General features: G+C 58.1%; 12 protein-coding genes and 3 rRNA genes. 9 read left to right on the forward strand and 6 right to left on the reverse strand.

Annotation, left to right across the window (positions count from 1 at the left end; all coding sequences use genetic code 11):
* Positions 1–74: 74 nt before the first annotated feature.
* Complete coding sequence (locus L0A91_RS14090) at positions 75–566, forward strand: MarR family winged helix-turn-helix transcriptional regulator (RefSeq protein WP_235245001.1); 492 nt, start codon at positions 75–77, stop codon at positions 564–566.
* A 35-nt stretch (positions 567–601) separates the two neighbouring features.
* On the opposite strand, the gene L0A91_RS14095 is transcribed toward L0A91_RS14090, so the two are convergent.
* Together L0A91_RS14095 and L0A91_RS14100 are read right to left on the reverse strand one after the other, a co-directional pair.
* A complete protein-coding gene (locus tag L0A91_RS14095; protein ID WP_235245002.1) occupies positions 602–1,882 on the reverse strand; it encodes a multidrug effflux MFS transporter in 1,281 nt (426 codons plus the stop codon).
* 44 nt (positions 1,883–1,926) lie between these two features.
* A complete protein-coding gene (locus L0A91_RS14100) occupies positions 1,927–2,880 on the reverse strand; it encodes a DMT family transporter (RefSeq protein WP_235245004.1) in 954 nt (317 codons plus the stop codon).
* 112 nt (positions 2,881–2,992) lie between these two features.
* Here L0A91_RS14100 and L0A91_RS14105 point away from each other — a divergent pair, with 112 nt between their 5' ends.
* From L0A91_RS14105 to L0A91_RS14140, 8 genes are all read left to right on the forward strand, one after another.
* A complete protein-coding gene (locus L0A91_RS14105) occupies positions 2,993–3,538 on the forward strand; it encodes a CGNR zinc finger domain-containing protein (protein ID WP_235245006.1) in 546 nt (181 codons plus the stop codon).
* Positions 3,535–4,626, forward strand: a complete 1,092-nt coding sequence (locus tag L0A91_RS14110) for a PLP-dependent aspartate aminotransferase family protein (protein WP_235245007.1) — start codon at positions 3,535–3,537, stop codon at positions 4,624–4,626. Before L0A91_RS14105 ends, L0A91_RS14110 begins: the two co-directional genes overlap by 4 nt.
* A gap of 10 nt (positions 4,627–4,636) precedes the next feature.
* Positions 4,637–5,092: a YciI family protein gene (locus tag L0A91_RS14115; protein WP_235245008.1), complete on the forward strand. Its 456-nt coding sequence runs from the start codon at positions 4,637–4,639 to the stop codon at positions 5,090–5,092.
* A 285-nt stretch (positions 5,093–5,377) separates the two neighbouring features.
* A 16S ribosomal RNA gene (locus tag L0A91_RS14120) occupies positions 5,378–6,896 on the forward strand.
* 503 nt (positions 6,897–7,399) lie between these two features.
* A 23S ribosomal RNA gene (locus tag L0A91_RS14125) occupies positions 7,400–10,522 on the forward strand.
* A gap of 176 nt (positions 10,523–10,698) precedes the next feature.
* Positions 10,699–10,814 (forward strand): 5S ribosomal RNA (gene rrf, locus L0A91_RS14130).
* Together the 16S, 23S and 5S rRNA genes form the textbook arrangement of a ribosomal RNA operon.
* A 244-nt stretch (positions 10,815–11,058) precedes the next feature.
* Positions 11,059–12,801: a cytosine permease gene (locus L0A91_RS14135; protein WP_235245009.1), complete on the forward strand. Its 1,743-nt coding sequence runs from the start codon at positions 11,059–11,061 to the stop codon at positions 12,799–12,801.
* A gap of 135 nt (positions 12,802–12,936) precedes the next feature.
* Positions 12,937–13,950, forward strand: a complete 1,014-nt coding sequence (locus L0A91_RS14140; protein ID WP_311197851.1) for an NAD(P)-dependent alcohol dehydrogenase — start codon at positions 12,937–12,939, stop codon at positions 13,948–13,950.
* Positions 13,951–14,059: 109 nt separating this feature from the next.
* On the opposite strand, the gene L0A91_RS14145 is transcribed toward L0A91_RS14140, so the two are convergent.
* From L0A91_RS14145 to L0A91_RS17715, 4 genes are all read right to left on the reverse strand, one after another.
* Positions 14,060–14,593 carry an ASCH domain-containing protein gene (locus tag L0A91_RS14145; RefSeq protein WP_235245010.1) on the reverse strand — a complete coding sequence of 178 codons (534 nt, stop codon included), beginning with the start codon at positions 14,591–14,593 and terminating at the stop codon, positions 14,060–14,062.
* A gap of 279 nt (positions 14,594–14,872) precedes the next feature.
* Positions 14,873–15,040: a hypothetical protein gene (locus L0A91_RS20070; protein WP_397333740.1), complete on the reverse strand. Its 168-nt coding sequence runs from the start codon at positions 15,038–15,040 to the stop codon at positions 14,873–14,875.
* Positions 14,971–15,414: a winged helix DNA-binding domain-containing protein gene (locus tag L0A91_RS17710; protein WP_260115235.1), complete on the reverse strand. Its 444-nt coding sequence runs from the start codon at positions 15,412–15,414 to the stop codon at positions 14,971–14,973. Before L0A91_RS17710 ends, L0A91_RS20070 begins: the two co-directional genes overlap by 70 nt.
* A 38-nt stretch (positions 15,415–15,452) precedes the next feature.
* Positions 15,453–15,890 carry a winged helix DNA-binding domain-containing protein gene (locus L0A91_RS17715; protein WP_260115236.1) on the reverse strand — a complete coding sequence of 146 codons (438 nt, stop codon included), beginning with the start codon at positions 15,888–15,890 and terminating at the stop codon, positions 15,453–15,455.
* Positions 15,891–15,999: the final 109 nt, after the last annotated feature.

Here is a 15,999-nt window from a genome sequence, read left to right on the forward strand (position 1 = left end):
TATGCACCTGATAGTTAGCCTGCGGCTAATCAAAGTCTCAGTGTGAATCCACCAGGTGAAATGGAGCAGTCGTCTTGTCGGAGAATGCGAGCCGTGACCAACTCGAAGCCGACTTGGCATCCGTTGAGCAGCAACTACGTAGTTTAATGTTGCGCCAGGCCGGGGCGATCGCCTACCCCAGTGAGTTGACCCTGCGACAAGTTCAGATCTTGGGGCTCTTGCACGGAGCCACAAGTATGACGGGGCAAGGCTTGGCAGATTTGCTAGAGGTTTCGACACCAACCATCAGTGGCCTCATTGATCGGCTTGTTGTCAAAGGCCTGGTTGCCCGCACGCCGGATCAGAGGGATCGTCGCCGCGTGATGTTGACCCTCAGCGACGACGGCGTCGCGGTGTTGGAGCAACTCGACGCCGTCGGCCGAATCCAGCGAAACACGCTCCTGCGCGGGTTACCAGAGGCAGACGTCGTGCACTTGCACCGGATCTTCTCTCGGCTCTTGGAGATCGTTTCTCAGGGAGAGGCTCCCGGGGCTGGAGACGACGAAAGCCCCACGCCAGCAAGCTGATGAGGGCTTTGTCGGTGCCGTTTGGGGCCGAGCGGCTAGGCGCGCTCCCACTCCATGGTGGCAACGATGTCCTTAGGTCGGGCCAGCGTCCAGTAGAAGAACGTGGAAGCGCTCAAGCAGCCAACCATGACGCCCGCCATCGTGACCGGGCTTGCAGCACCAAAGGCTCCGGAGATCGGGGCGATGATGGCGCCGAAGACAAAGTTGCTAGCGCCCAACACCGCCGCTGCGGCACCGGCGCGACGAGCGTGGTCGTTCAGGGCGATCACGGGAGAGTTCGGCATGATGAAGCCGACGACACCCATGATTGCCATGACGCCCGCGACGGTGGCGACAACGCCAAGGTCAAGCAGCGAGGCGATCAGCAGGGCTACTGCCACGACAACCCCAACCGGCAAAGCAATGCGCATGATGTTGGCCGGGTGATGGCGCTTGACGAGCGAACCGTTGATCTGGCTCGTGATGGTCAGCGAGCCTGCTCCGGCTGCGAACACCAGTGCATACTCCTGGGTGCTCATGCCGTAGAGGTCCTGGAAGATGAACGGTGCGCTGGAGATATAGGCAAACAAAGCGCCCATCGCGGTGGCCGCAGTCAAGACCAGGCCGACGTAGCGGCGGTCACGGGCCAACACGCCATACGAGGCGATCACGGGCTTGGGGCCCTTGGCTGAGCGACGCTCGGTCGGCAGCGTCTCCTTGACCATAAAGAGAGACAGGCCAACAAGCACGAGGCCAAAGATGGCCAGGCCCCAGAAGATCGAGTGCCATTCAAAGAAGTGCAAGAACTGTGCGCCAATGCTGGGTGCCAAAATCGGGGCGACGCCCACGATGAGGAACAGACGCGAGATAAAGGTCGCCATCACGGAGCCCGAATACAGGTCACGCACCATGGCCTGGCTGAGCACCATGCCAGCAGCTGCCGTGAAACCCTGCAGGAATCGCAAAATGATCAGGGAGTTGATCGTGTCAGCGGCGGTGATCGAAACCGAGACCAGCACGAAGGCCGATAGTGCCGTGATCAGCGGAATCCGCCGACCGACTGCGTCGGAGATGGCCCCAATCGTCAACTGCCCTAGGGCCAAGCCGACCAAGGTGGCAGTCAGCGTCAACTGAACTGCGGACTCGGTGGTGTTGAGGTCGGAAACGATCGTGGGAAAAGCCGCGAGGTACATGTCGATCGTCAGCGGGCCGATGGCGACGAGGGCGCCAAAGAGCAGCAGACGAGACAGGCGGGACGGCTCACGCACGGGGGTCATTGATTCCGAACTGGCCGACGGGCCAGTCACGTGGGGCGTTGAAGATTCTTGAAAAGGCACAGTAACTAAACCTTCAACGCCCCTAGGACATTTCGTGACCTCGCTCACGCGGCGGTGAGGACAGGTGCTTCTGCGGTTGGTTTGACCATCACCTCGGGCCGCTCATCGGCCTTAACGGCGACAACGCCAGCCACGATGAATGCTCCGCCAAGCAGTTGCATCACGCTTGGGAGTTCACCGAGCAGTGCCCAAGCAAACAGCACCGAGAACATCACTTCAGTCAGTCCGACGAACGAGGCCAACTTGGAGCCGAGTCGCCGAGCACCAGCCACGCCAAACGCATACGCAAGCGCTGCAGCGAAGACGCCAATGCCAGCCAAGGGCACCCAGACAGGCACTTCGGTGGCAGCCAGCGGGACGTCGTTGGTGCTCCACTCAAACGACGCCAAGCCCAACCCGCTGGCCAAGATCAGGCCGAGTGCGCCGACCATCAGGCCGCCGGTGGCAACGGCAACCGGGGGGACGCCGGAGCGGTCGTCGCCGGAGATCACGAAGTATGACGCCAGTCCAACAGCAGCCAACAGGCCCCAGAGCACGCCGCGCACGTCGATAGCCATGGCGCCAAAGACATCGAGGATGAGCACCAAGCCCATGAGCGCCAGGCCGGAGCCCAGGATGGTCAACGGGCGGGGCCGTTGACCATGACGCAACCACAGGTAGCCGACAACAACGATGATGCCGAGGTACTCCAGCAAAAGCGCAACGCCAACCGGGATGTACTGAACTGCCTGGTAGAAGGCGACCTGAGCCAGCGCCACGGCAAACATGCCGAACAGCACGATGGAGCTCCACCCGCGACGCAAACTGCACCAGTGACCACGCATGGCGAATGCGGCCGGGATCGCCAAGAGGATCGACCCGATCAACACGCGGGCAGTGACGGCAGCAACTGGGCTCCAGCCCGACTCCATCGGTGGTTTGCCGAGAGCTCCTGAGGTGCCAAAGGTTGCTGCGGAGATGAGTGCGAGAGCCAGGCCGGTGCGCATCGTGCGGTCCATGGGTGGTCCTCCTTCGAGGTATGGGGGATGCTGGGGACAGAAGAACTTGATCGTCATGAGTCATCAGCACTTACACTCCTGACGTTAAGCCATCTACCCATCAGGAGTCAAAGTGCAGTTTGCTCATGACACGGAAGACGCTCTCGTCGCCGCAGAAGTGCTGATCAACACGGCGTCCGAGCCCGACACCTTGACGACGTTGGCTGATCTCGCTGACCTCGTGCGGCAACACCGATGGACTGGCTTCTTTGCTGGGGATGCCGCGGAGTTAAAGCAAGTGCGTGCTTTGCGCCCACGGCTGCGCGCGATTTGGCTAGCCGACGAGGCGGAGCAAGCAGAGGGCATCAACGCACTGCTTCGCGAGGGAAAGGCCCTGCCGCAGTTGGTGCGCCACGATGAGTTCGACTGGCATCCGCATGCCACGACGCAGGAGAGCCCGCTAGCAATTCGGATGTCGGTCGAAGCGGCTATGGCTCTGATCGATGTGATGCGTGCCGGTGAGCGCAGCAGGCTCGAGACGTGCGACGCAGATGACTGTGACAATGTCTACGTGGATCTATCCCGCAACCGATCGCGAAGATTTTGCGGGACGACGTGTAGTAATCGGGTCGCCGCTGCGGCGTACCGGGCGCGACAGAGCGAAGAGAGCGAAGTGTGAGCGTGCAAGATTCTGCTGGTTTGAGCCCGTCGACCCGCGTGGTTTCCCTGGGCCGCCCGGCCCACCAGCCTGGAGCGGCGGTGAACCCGTCAGTGACGTTCACCTCGACCTACCTAGCTGATGGCGACGTCAGTTATGCGCGTGTGGACAACCCATCGTGGTCGGGCCTGGAAGCCGTTTTGGGTGATCTCGAAGGAGGTCGGGCTCTGGCCTTCGCGTCCGGGATGGCCGCCATTTCTGCAGTCCTGGCGCAAGTGCCGCACGGTGGCGTTGTCGTTGCGCCGCATCACGCATACAGCGGGACGACGGGATTGTTGGATGACCTAGCCAATAGCGGGGCGATCCAACTGCGGCGCGTCGATATCTCCGATACGAGCGAGGTTGTTGCTGCTCTGGATGGGGCCGATGCGTTGGTGGCCGAATCGCCAACCAACCCGATGCTTGAAGTTGCAGATCTGCCGACGCTCATTGAGGCAGCGCATGAGCGTGGCGCCTGGGTGATGTGTGACAACACCTTTGCGACGCCGCTTCTGCAGCAGCCGCTGTCGATGGGGGCAGATGTCGTCGTTCACTCGGTCACCAAATACTTGGCTGGCCACTCGGACTTGGTGATGGGGGCAACCGTCACCCCCAAGACTGAGTCTGGAGAGCGCTTTGGGGAGCAACTGCATACTCACCGAAGCAGCAGAGGTGCGATTCCGGGACCAATGGAAACGTGGTTGGCGCTGCGCGGCATCCGCACTCTGAGTCTGCGGGTTGAGCGAGCTGGCGAGAACGCGCAAGCCATTGCTGCTGGCGTTGCCGACCACCCAGCTGTTACCCGGGTGCGCTATCCCGGCTTTGGCGCCATCGTCGGCATTGAAGTGATCGGGGGTGCGGCAGGTGCTGAGTCGGTATGCGCGGCGACCTCGCTCTGGACGCACAGCACGAGCCTGGGTGGCGTTGAATCGCAGATCGAACGACGCCGTCGGCACGCAGCGGAAGTTCACACAGTGCCTGAAGAGCTCATCCGACTTTCCGTCGGGATCGAATCCGCGGATGACTTGCTGCGTGACCTGATCGCAGCACTCGACGCAATCCAGCCATAGGGAGACCCGGATGACTCATATTTTTGCCGTCAACTACGTCTATGCCGACGACGCGTCAGCGCTCGACACCAATCGGCCGGCTCATCGACAGTTCCTCGCCGGCTTAGCCGCGGAAGGCGCTCTGCTGTTGAGCGGCCCATTGAAGGCTTCCGAGCCAGGGGCGCTGCTCATCGTTCGCGGTGAACACGCAGAGGGTGTTCGTGCGCAATTGAAGGGTGATCCTTTCAGCGCGAAGGTCTCGTCACACACGTTGAGGTCCACCCCTGGACGCCCGTCCTCGGTGCCTGGTTGCCGTCCGAAAGCTCCTGACCAGCCGATTTGCACACTGAAGCAGTCGGACCGTAATGTTCTCTTTGTCAGCCCGACAGGGAGGCACGGACAATTAGCAAGAAGTTGCTTGGTTGGCTGGTCCCGGGGTTGGTGGATGAGATTGGTCTTGTCTCGCTACATACGCGGCATGGGTTGATGAAGTTTGTGGTTCCTCACTGTTTTGGTGGGTTGAACGTGGCTTTTGACTGTGAGGGTGCGCGGTAGTAAAGTTGGCTGGGTTGCCCCAAATGGTGTTGCAAACAGGTTTGTTTGTGGTGTGTTTGGTGTGTGTCCGATTTTTGAGAACTCAACAGCGTGCTAAAAAATGATGCCAAGTTTGTTTAGTTGGCCGTGTTTTCCTCCCCCGGGGAAATTGTGGTCAGCGATTTTGTAGTTTTTTATAGTTGGGTATTGAACTTCTCTTGTTAAAAGAGTTTGTTTTTTTACGGAGAGTTTGATCCTGGCTCAGGACGAACGCTGGCGGCGTGCTTAACACATGCAAGTCGAACGATGATCTGCCAGCTTGCTGGTGGTGATTAGTGGCGAACGGGTGAGTAACACGTGAGTAACCTGCCCTTGACTCTGGGATAACGCTGGGAAACTGGTGCTAATACTGGATATGACTCCGCATCGCATGGTGTGGGGTGGAAAGTTTTTCGGTCAAGGATGGACTCGCGGCCTATCAGCTTGTTGGTGAGGTAATGGCTCACCAAGGCGACGACGGGTAGCCGGCCTGAGAGGGTGACCGGCCACACTGGGACTGAGACACGGCCCAGACTCCTACGGGAGGCAGCAGTGGGGAATATTGCACAATGGGCGAAAGCCTGATGCAGCGACGCCGCGTGAGGGATGACGGCCTTCGGGTTGTAAACCTCTTTCAGCTCTGAAGAAGCGAAAGTGACGGTAGGAGCAGAAGAAGCACCGGCTAACTACGTGCCAGCAGCCGCGGTAATACGTAGGGTGCGAGCGTTGTCCGGAATTATTGGGCGTAAAGAGCTTGTAGGCGGTTTGTCGCGTCTGCTGTGAAAGCCGGGGCTTAACCCCGGGTCTGGCAGGTACGGGCAGGCTAGAGTGTGGTAGGGGAGACTGGAATTCCTGGTGTAGCGGTGGAATGCGCAGATATCAGGAGGAACACCGATGGCGAAGGCAGGTCTCTGGGCCATTACTGACGCTGAGAAGCGAAAGCATGGGGAGCGAACAGGATTAGATACCCTGGTAGTCCATGCCGTAAACGTTGGGCGCTAGGTGTGGGTCACATTCCACGTGATCTGTGCCGCAGCTAACGCATTAAGCGCCCCGCCTGGGGAGTACGGCCGCAAGGCTAAAACTCAAAGGAATTGACGGGGGCCCGCACAAGCGGCGGAGCATGCGGATTAATTCGATGCAACGCGAAGAACCTTACCAAGGCTTGACATATACCGGACGCATTCAGAGATGGGTGTTCCTTTGGGTCGGTATACAGGTGGTGCATGGTTGTCGTCAGCTCGTGTCGTGAGATGTTGGGTTAAGTCCCGCAACGAGCGCAACCCTCGTTCTATGTTGCCAGCACGTGATGGTGGGGACTCATAGGAGACTGCCGGGGTCAACTCGGAGGAAGGTGGGGATGACGTCAAATCATCATGCCCCTTACGTCTTGGGCTTCACGCATGCTACAATGGCCAGCACAAAGGGCTGCGATACCGCGAGGTGGAGCGAATCCCAAAAGCTGGTCTCAGTTCGGATTGGGGTCTGCAACTCGACCCCATGAAGTTGGAGTCGCTAGTAATCGCAGATCAGCAACGCTGCGGTGAATACGTTCCCGGGCCTTGTACACACCGCCCGTCAAGTCACGGAAGTCGGTAACACCCGAAGCCGGTGGCCTAACCCCTTGTGGGAAGGAGCCGTCGAAGGTGGGACTGGTAACTGGGACTAAGTCGTAACAAGGTAGCCGTACCGGAAGGTGCGGCTGGATCACCTCCTTTCTAAGGAGCACTTCACACCAATTAAGCAACTACTTCCCGTTATGGGTCTTGTGGTTGTGGTGAGAAGGTAGTTACTTTCCACGGCGAGTGTTCGTGGGGTGACTGCTCAAGGGTGGAACATCATTTAGTTCATGCCGGCCGTGTGGCCTGGTGCTAGTACAACCCTGAAGATGTTCACAGTTTTTGCTGTGGGTGTTGGTGTGGTGTGGAACGTGTCTGGGTTATGGGGTGTGGTGTGTAGCACGTTGTTGGGTCCTGAGGGATCGGCCACGATGAGTGGTTGGTTGCTTAGGCCACTAAACAAGTCTGTGAGTACACAGCTGTGGCAGTCAGGTCTTCCCTTTGGGGAGGGTGTGGTTGTTGGGGTTGTTGGGAAGCAGGGTTTGGTGGTTGGGGCCTTAACTGTTCAACAAACCACTCACGTGTGTGGGTAGGTGTTGGGTTGGGTTGAGGTTCTGTTTGTATGTTGAGAACTGCACAGTGGACGCGAGCATCTTTGTGAACTTTAAGTTTTTAAGGGCACACGGTGGATGCCTTGGTACCAGGAACCGAAGAAGGACGTAGGAATCTGCGATAAGCCTCGGGGAGTCGATAACCAGACATTGATCCGAGGATTTCCGAATGGGGAAACCCGGCTGGATTCATCTCCAGTTACTCCTGCCTGAATATATAGGGCAGGTAGAGGGAACGTGGGAAGTGAAACATCTCAGTACCCACAGGAAGAGAAAACAATAGTGATTCCGTGAGTAGTGGCGAGCGAAAGCGGATCAGGCTAAACCGGTCATGTGTGATAGCTAGTAGGCGTTGCATGGTCGGGGTCGTGGGACATACCAGTTCTGAGTCTACTAACTCAGTGCGGAGTAAAAAATCATGTGCATAGGCGAGACGTTTGGAAAAACGTGGCATAGAGGGTGAGACCCCCGTAGCTGAAATGTGTGTGACTTCGTTGGTTTGTTCCCAAGTAGTACGGGGCTCGAGAAATCCCGTGCGAATCTGGCAGGACCACCTGCTAAGCCTAAATATTCCCTGGTGACCGATAGCGAACAAGTACCGTGAGGGAAAGGTGAAAAGTACCCCGGGAGGGGGTGAAATAGATCCTGAAACCGTGTGCTTACAATCCGTTGGAGCTGGACTGCGGTCTGGTGACAGCGTGCCTTTTGAAGAATGAGCCTGCGAGTTAGTGCTCAGTGGCGAGGTTAACCCGTGTGGGAAGCCGTAGCGAAAGCGAGTCCTAATAGGGCGTTTGAGTCGCTGGGTCTAGACCCGAAGCGGAGTGATCTATCCATGGCCAGGTTGAAGCGCCGGTAAGACGGCGTGGAGGACCGAACCCACTTAGGTTGAAAACTGAGGGGATGAGCTGTGGATAGGGGTGAAAGGCCAATCAAACTCCGTAATAGCTGGTTCTCCCCGAAATGCATTTAGGTGCAGCGTCACGTGTTTCTTTCCGGAGGTAGAGCTACTGGATGGCTAATGGGCCTCACCAGGTTACTGACGTCAGCCAAACTCCGAATGCCGGAAAGTGAGAGCGTGGCAGTGAGACTGCGGGGGATAAGCTTCGTAGTCGAGAGGGAAACAGCCCAGATCATCAGCTAAGGTCCCTAAGCGTGTGCTAAGTGGGAAAGGATGTGGAGTTGCTGTGACAACCAGGAGGTTGGCTTAGAAGCAGCCACCCTTTAAAGAGTGCGTAATAGCTCACTGGTCAAGTGATTCCGCGCCGACAATGTAGCGGGGCTCAAGCACACCACCGAAGCTATGGCATTGATACATTGCCCGGCTACCCAACGTGTTTGGGTGGTCCAAGCGTATTGATGGGTAGGGGAGCGTCGTGTGGCGAGTGAAGCGGCGGAGTGATCCAGTCGTGGATGCCACACGAGTGAGAATGCAGGCATGAGTAGCGAAAGACGGGTGAGAAACCCGTCCGCCGAATATCCAAGGGTTCCAGGGTCAAGCTAATCTGCCCTGGGTAAGTCGGGACCTAAGGCGAGGCCGACAGGCGTAGTCGATGGACATCCGGTTGATATTCCGGAACCGGCGAAGAACCGCCCATGCTGAATCAGTTGATGCTAAACACCCAAAGCACGCGCGCTGAATCCTTCGGGATTCTTGTGTGTGGAGCGTGTGACCCGATTCTGTAGTAGGCAAGCGATGGAAGGACGCAGGAAGGTAGCCTCCGCGTGGCGATGGTTGTCCACGTCTAAGAGCGCAGGAACCGGGAGTGGTAAATCCGCCCGATATGTTCCGAGGCTTGATAGTGACCGCGTATGCGGGAAGTAGGGTGATCCTATGCTGCCTAGAAAATTTCCTAGCGAGGTTCGAGCCGCCCGTACCCCAAACCGACTCAGGTGGATAAGTAGAGAATACTAAGGCGATCGAGTGAATCGTGGTTAAGGAACTCGGCAAAATGCCCCCGTAACTTCGGGAGAAGGGGGCCGGATACGTGAAACCACTTGCTGGTTAGCGTTGAAGGCCGCAGAGACCAGGGAGAAGCGACTGTTTACTAAAAACACAGGTCCGTGCGAAGTCGTAAGACGATGTATACGGACTGACGCCTGCCCGGTGCTGGAACGTTAAGGGGATGGGTTAATCAACTTTGGTTGGTGAAGCTCGGAACTTAAGCGCCAGTAAACGGCGGTGGTAACTATAACCATCCTAAGGTAGCGAAATTCCTTGTCGGGTAAGTTCCGACCTGCACGAATGGCGTAACGACTTCTCCACTGTCTCAACCGCGAACTCGGCGAAATTGCACTACGAGTAAAGATGCTCGTTACGCGCAGCAGGACGGAAAGACCCCGGGACCTTTACTATAGTTTGGTATTGGTGTTCGAAACGGTTTGTGTAGGATAGGTGGGAGACTATGAAGCATGCACGCCAGTGTGTGTGGAGTCATCGTTGAAATACCACTCTGGTCGTTTTGGATTCCTAACCTCGGTCCGTGATCCGGATCAGGGACAGTGCCTGATGGGTAGTTTAACTGGGGCGGTTGCCTCCCAAAGAGTAACGGAGGCGCCCAAAGGTTCCCTCAGCCTGGTTGGTAATCAGGTTTCGAGTGTAAGTGCACAAGGGAGCTTGACTGCGAGACAGACATGTCAAGCAGACACGAAAGTGGGGACTAGTGACCCGACGGTGGCTTGTGGAAGCGCCGTCGCTCAACGGATAAAAGGTACCCCGGGGATAACAGGCTGATCCTGCCCAAGAGCTCATATCGACGGCATGGTTTGGCACCTCGATGTCGGCTCGTCGCATCCTGGGGCTGGAGTCGGTCCCAAGGGTTGGGCTGTTCGCCCATTAAAGCGGTACGCGAGCTGGGTTTAGAACGTCGTGAGACAGTTCGGTCCCTATCCGCTGCGCGCGTAGGAAACTTGAGAAGAGCTGTCCCTAGTACGAGAGGACCGGGATGGACGAACCACTGGTGTGTCAGTTGTCCTGCCAAGGGCACCGCTGATTAGCTACGTTCGGACGTGATAACCGCTGAAAGCATCTAAGCGGGAAGCACACTTCAAGATGAGGTTTCCATCAGGTTAATTCCTGGAGAGGCTCCCAGCTAGACTACTGGGTTGATAGGCCGGATGTGGAAGCACAGTAATGTGTGAAGCTGACCGGTACTAATAAGCCGATAACTTAAACAACAAAAATGCTACGCGTCCACTGTGTGGTTCCCGAGATACAAACAGGGAACCCCAACACACACCACACCACCACACCCAAAACAACCCCACAAGGTTGCACAACAGGGTGCCGGCAGGAGTAAACACTGTGTGTGTGAAGGGGTTTAACAACATCTGTTCGTAACACTCGACAACGTTACGGCGGTTATAGCGTCAGGGAAACGCCCGGTCACATTCCGAACCCGGAAGCTAAGCCTGACAGCGCCGATGGTACTGCACTGGGAACGGTGTGGGGAGTAGGACACCGCCGGACAACCATTCACAGTTTAGCCCCGCAAACCCCAACACATGTTGGGTGTTTGCGGGGCTAAACCCATTCCCCCCCACTACTTATGGGAACTTATGGGAAATTTGCGTTCGTGCCGGGGTTCGTTATCCCAGACCCGTTCGATGAGTGGGTTGCCAGACGGCTGGTTGCGTGTGACGCTGTAGTGGTCGGGCAGACATTTCTGGGTCTTTTCGGCGCTTACATAGGACTCGCCTGTTAGGGGACAAGGATGTCCAGCGACACTTCAAGCAGCATCGACCAACAGATCCAGGGGATGGATGCCGAGCAGCTTCCTGCCGGTGAGCATGAAATGCACGGGCCGGCACATTTTGCCGGACTCTACGCTGCAGAGAACGTGGCCGGCACCGAGTTCATTTTCGGCGCGACGTTCGTGATACTGGGGGCATCGCTGGTAGATGTCTTGGTCGGCTTGGCCATTGGCAACCTGCTAGCTGTGCTGAGTTTCCGATTTTTGGCGGCCCCCATCGCCGTCGGCACCCGAATGAGTGTTTACACCTACTTGAGCCGAATTGCCGGCGGGGTGCCGTCCAAGGTGTTCAACGCCCTCAATGCGTTTCTCTTCGCCCTCATCTCGGCTGCCATGATTACGGTGTCAGCTACCGCCTTCAGGATCGTGCTCGACTTCGAGCCGCAAACCGAGGCCTTCCCGACGAGCCTGAGTTTCATCGTCCTTGCGGTGGCGTTCGGCTGCGTTGCTGTCCTGGTCGCTGCTTTCGGCTTCAATGCGCTCGCTGAATTTGCCAGCATCTGCGCGCCGTGGTTGATGACCATGTTCGCCGTCGGCGGCCTTGTCATGCTGCCTGCCGTCGCTCAGAGCGCCACCGGATCGACTGTCGTTGATGGGTGGAGCGGATTTCTCGACATTGGCGGAAGCGAGATCTTCACCGGGGTAACCGTCGATGGCGCCCCGGGCATCACACTGCTCGGGATCATTGGGTTCTCCTGGGGAGCCAACAGTTTTGCGCATACCGGCATGATCGACATGTCGTTGTTGCGCTACGCCAAGAAGAGTTGGTACGGCTATATGTCAGCCACCGGAATGCTCCTTGGCCACTACATGGCTTGGATCTCAGCTGGTTTCATGGGTGCGGCCGCGGCCGCGATCGTGAGTGTCAGCATTGTCGACATCGAGCCAGGAACTGTTGCGTTCCAGGCGCTGGGTTACGCCGGATTGATTGTGGTTGTCGTTGCTGGCTGGACCACCGCCAACGCCAACTTGTACCGCTCTGGGTTGGCCGCCCAGGGCGTCGTCACCACGTTGTCCCGCAAGAAGGCGACCCTGATTATTGGTGTCATCGTGCTGGTGGCCAGTGTGTTCCCGTTCATCTACCGCAACTACTTGCTTTTCGTGACGTATGCCGGGATCACCTTGGTGCCCATCGGTGGAATCCTCTTCGCGTCCTACTGGATTTTGCCGCGACTCGGGTTGTCAATGTACTGGGCTCGCTACAAGAACGTGACGAATATCCCGGCTCTGCTGACCTGGGCGATCACGCTGGCCCTAGCGGCCGCAACGGTTGGCTTTGGCCTGATGCCTGTGTACTTCGCCTTCGTTCCAGCATTCCTGCTCAGCATTGTTCTCTACGTTCTCTTCGCACAAAAGATGGGTGCGGCGGACAGTTATCCAGAAGGTGAAGCTGAGGATGAGCTCTTCGCCGAGCGGGTGCAGGTCTACCACGAGAAGCAGGCTGTCCCTGATGTCGATACGCGTGACAGGAGGACACTGAGCCGTGTCCTGAAATGGGTGTGGATCATCGACCTCCTCGTGATCTTCGCGATGGGCCTCGTCGTGCTCCTAACCAGCTCGGATGCCTCGACTTATGAATCGCGCCAGTTCCTGTTCTTCTGGGTCGCTTTTGTCGGGACATTGGTCTACTTCGTCTCGGCCTACTGGGAGTTGCGCCGCCGTAAGGGCTTCGCTGAAGACGTTTTGGCGCAGCACTCTGCGTAGCGCGATTCCGCTTTGCCGAGTGCTCACCTGCAGCATTGAGGAGCCAACGCGAGCCCCGTCTCGCGCTTGGCCAGTATGTTAACTTGAGCAGATTGCCCACCGTGTGTTTATACGATCAGAGGGGTTCCTATGGCGATGATGAAGGTCAGCGTGTTGCGCGGCGTAGAAGATGTGGCTGTGCAGGAGCGTGATATTCCACCGGTAGGTCCAAACGATGTCTTGGTCAAGGTGGCTTCGGTGGGGGTGTGCGGCTCGGATGTTCACTACTACGAGCATGGAAAAATCGGATCATTCGTGGTTGACTCGCCGCTAGTCTTGGGCCACGAAGCAGGCGGCACCATCTCCGCTGTTGGGACGAATGTGACGTCTCTGTCGGTGGGGCAGCGAGTCTCATTGGAGCCGGGCGTGCCCTGCCTCTCGTGCCAGCAGTGCCTGACTGGTCACTACAATTTGTGCCCGGACGTTGCCTTCTTCGCCACCCCGCCGCATGATGGGGCGTTCGCTGAGTTCGTCTCGGTGCCGGCTGCCTTTACTTATCCCATCCCGGACTCGATGAGCGATGACGCAGCGGGGCTGATCGAGCCACTTTCGGTGGGTGTGTGGGCCTGTCAGCGCGCACAAGTCGCTCCCGGATCGACCGTGCTTGTGACCGGGGCTGGCCCCATCGGCTTAATCGCAGCCCAGGCTGCCCGCGCGTACGGGGCGACCTCAGTTGCCATCTCGGATGTCAATCCACAGCGTTTAGCCTTGGCCGAGCGTCTCGGATTCAGAGCCATCAACGTAGCTCAGGCTTCCTTGGCCGAAGCGGGGATTGAGCCTGATGTGCTGCTCGAGTGCTCTGGTAATGGTCGGGCTACTTGGGATGCCATCTCGATCATGGCGCGCGCAGGCCGGGTCGTGTTAGTCGGCATGGGGGGCGACACCGTGCAACTCCCGCTCTCCCACGTGCAAGATCGCGAACTCGTCATCACTGGGGCCTTCAGGTACGCCAACACATGGCCGGTCGCGATCGATTTGGTGGCTTCTGGCCAAATCGACCTTGACGCCGTGGTCACCCATCACTTCCCCCTGGCTGAAGTCGAGGCCGCACTGCAGGCTGGGCGCGAAGATCCGGCGGCCGTCAAAGTGATGGTTTTGCCCGGATCTTGAGCCATAGAACGAGTCACGCCTGACGCGCACGACTACACCTGTCACGCTGATCCCACGCGGTTTCACGCCGAAGTGTCGCTCATCGATCGGCCAGTCATAAGTCAGGCAGTCACAAGTCAGGGCCAGCGTCAAGTGATTGAGCCCTGTGCCCGGTCTCGACCCGGAAAGTGATGACGTCGACGTTTGCATTCTGTGGGATCCCGTTCGGGTAGTGCTGCTGCAAAGCGCTACGAAAAGTGCTCATATCCGTCTGGGGTGGCTGACTCGCCTGCTGGGCTGTGAGGCTTGAGAAGGGGAAGGTTTCGATGTCAGTGACGACTGCTGGAACGGTGAGATGATCTTTGTGGTCTTCAAAGACGATGGTCACGGGGCCAGGCGATAGAGGTTCGTTGAAGCGGACAGTCGAGGACTTCTCACCGCTCATCACGCTCTCTGTGTATCGCTTGTTGAATCTCAGTAGTCGGGCAGCGTAGGCATCGGGGTGGATAAAGGCGTCCGGTAGTAGGTGGCGTACGGGCAGCATATTGACGCCGTCGTGGGTGGGGACGATGACGTCAATGTCGGGATGAAGGTCGTGCATCACTTGTCGGCACCGACCGCAGGGCACGACGGGCCCGCGGCCTTGGTCGCCAATGGCGACCATTGTCAGGAGGGCCGGCGCCTTGCGTTGCTGCCGCTCCCAAAACGACCAATTCCGCACATGGACCACCGGTGAAATGATAGACATTCACGCCGGTATGAATGCGGCCGGCTGTATCCATCGCAGCAGCTGCCATGGTGTGGTTGTCGCTGTTACCGAGCGTGGCCGCAAGCCGGGTGGCAGCAGTCAAGACGCGCTGTTCAGAATCAAAAGCTCCATGGCCCCGTCCTAGCAGAAGATCCGTCTATTGAGGCAGTCCGCTGGTGAGGTCGGGCAGCGCCTTCAAGACGGCCAATGGGAGTGTTTCTGCAAAGGGTCGACCACGACCGCCGCATTCTTGCGCGTCGGTCGCTTCCAGGTTCCAACTGCCCGCCCTGCACTCAGCGCCGTTGGACGGAATACGCCGTTGGAGCCGGGCACGATCTTGGCTTCCTGCTCCTTGGTAGCCACAGCCCGCCGATCGCCGTAGCCAAGCACAATTTCGTCGAATCCAGGAACCAGTATGGGGGTGTGGTCTTGCGCTTGAGACCTGGGTAGGCGCTCAATACCTCTGGCGCTACCCAGTGTTCGACTCCATCGATTTCAAGGATCTCGAATTCGGGGCGTAGTTCTACCTCGGCTGCCGCTATCTCGCGTTTGAGTAACTTGGTCCACCAAAGGAAGTCGGCGATTGGCACCGGGCCGTGGCTCACGACATAGCGGCGTAGCAATTCGGCGATAGCCGGTTGGGGGTCAAGAGTGCGAGGTGAATGAATCCAATCGTGGGTGAGCACGAAGCACTGGTCTTTGTTGCGAAGGGGTCCCTGGCAAATGATGCCTTTCACCGCCAGGTGAAAGATGGAGTGGTAGCCACGCCCACCTTCTACGGCGTGACCCCCTCAGCCCAAGCCCTCATGAGTTCCGTCCGCGTGAGTGGTCCAACACTGAGTGCATCACGGGCAACCTGCTCTGCGAGTTCCAGGTGTGCGTCACTGAGGCCCAACTGGGCTCGCCGACGTGACGTGGAGCGGATGATCTTTGCGCCGGTTAACTGCAACATCCAGCCAAGATCCTCTGCAGCGACGGCGAACAGAGTCCCCCGCATGGGCCAACTCCGCACGATAGATCCACTGTCATAGGCGTCGCGGACCTGAGCCAGGCTGCGTGATGCTGTGCGCAACGCGATAGAAGAGGTGGAGCCGGGCAGGTCTTGGCCCTGCGTACACGTCATATGCCGAACGGCATCGGTGGGCGTGTTGAGTGGTTGGATGAGCCGTTGGGAGATTAGCCGCATCCGGGCGACATCGTCAAGGGTGCTCATAGTTCGGTATCTGGATCGCCATCGACTTTTGCTGGTCTAGGGAGGGTGGCAAGGCCGGCGGACACGGCATCTGCAAATTGGGCCTCCGTTGGGCGCGTGCTTCTTCGCT

Origin of the sequence: Ornithinimicrobium sp. INDO-MA30-4, assembly GCF_021535045.1 — a bacterium.
Classification (GTDB): domain Bacteria; phylum Actinomycetota; class Actinomycetes; order Actinomycetales; family Dermatophilaceae; genus Ornithinicoccus.

Bases quoted from the DNA above. Each gene is read 5' to 3' on its own strand.
- L0A91_RS14100 (WP_235245004.1), bottom strand. From the start codon at position 2,880: ATGGACCGCACGATGCGCACCGGCCTGGCTCTCGCACTCATCTCCGCA.
- L0A91_RS14115 (WP_235245008.1), top strand. From the start codon at position 4,637: ATGACTCATATTTTTGCCGTCAACTACGTCTATGCCGACGACGCGTCA.
- L0A91_RS14135 (WP_235245009.1), top strand. From the start codon at position 11,059: ATGTCCAGCGACACTTCAAGCAGCATCGACCAACAGATCCAGGGGATG.
- L0A91_RS14140 (WP_311197851.1), top strand. From the start codon at position 12,937: ATGATGAAGGTCAGCGTGTTGCGCGGCGTAGAAGATGTGGCTGTGCAG.
- L0A91_RS14145 (WP_235245010.1), bottom strand. From the start codon at position 14,593: ATGGTCGCCATTGGCGACCAAGGCCGCGGGCCCGTCGTGCCCTGCGGT.
- L0A91_RS17715 (WP_260115236.1), bottom strand. From the start codon at position 15,890: ATGAGCACCCTTGACGATGTCGCCCGGATGCGGCTAATCTCCCAACGG.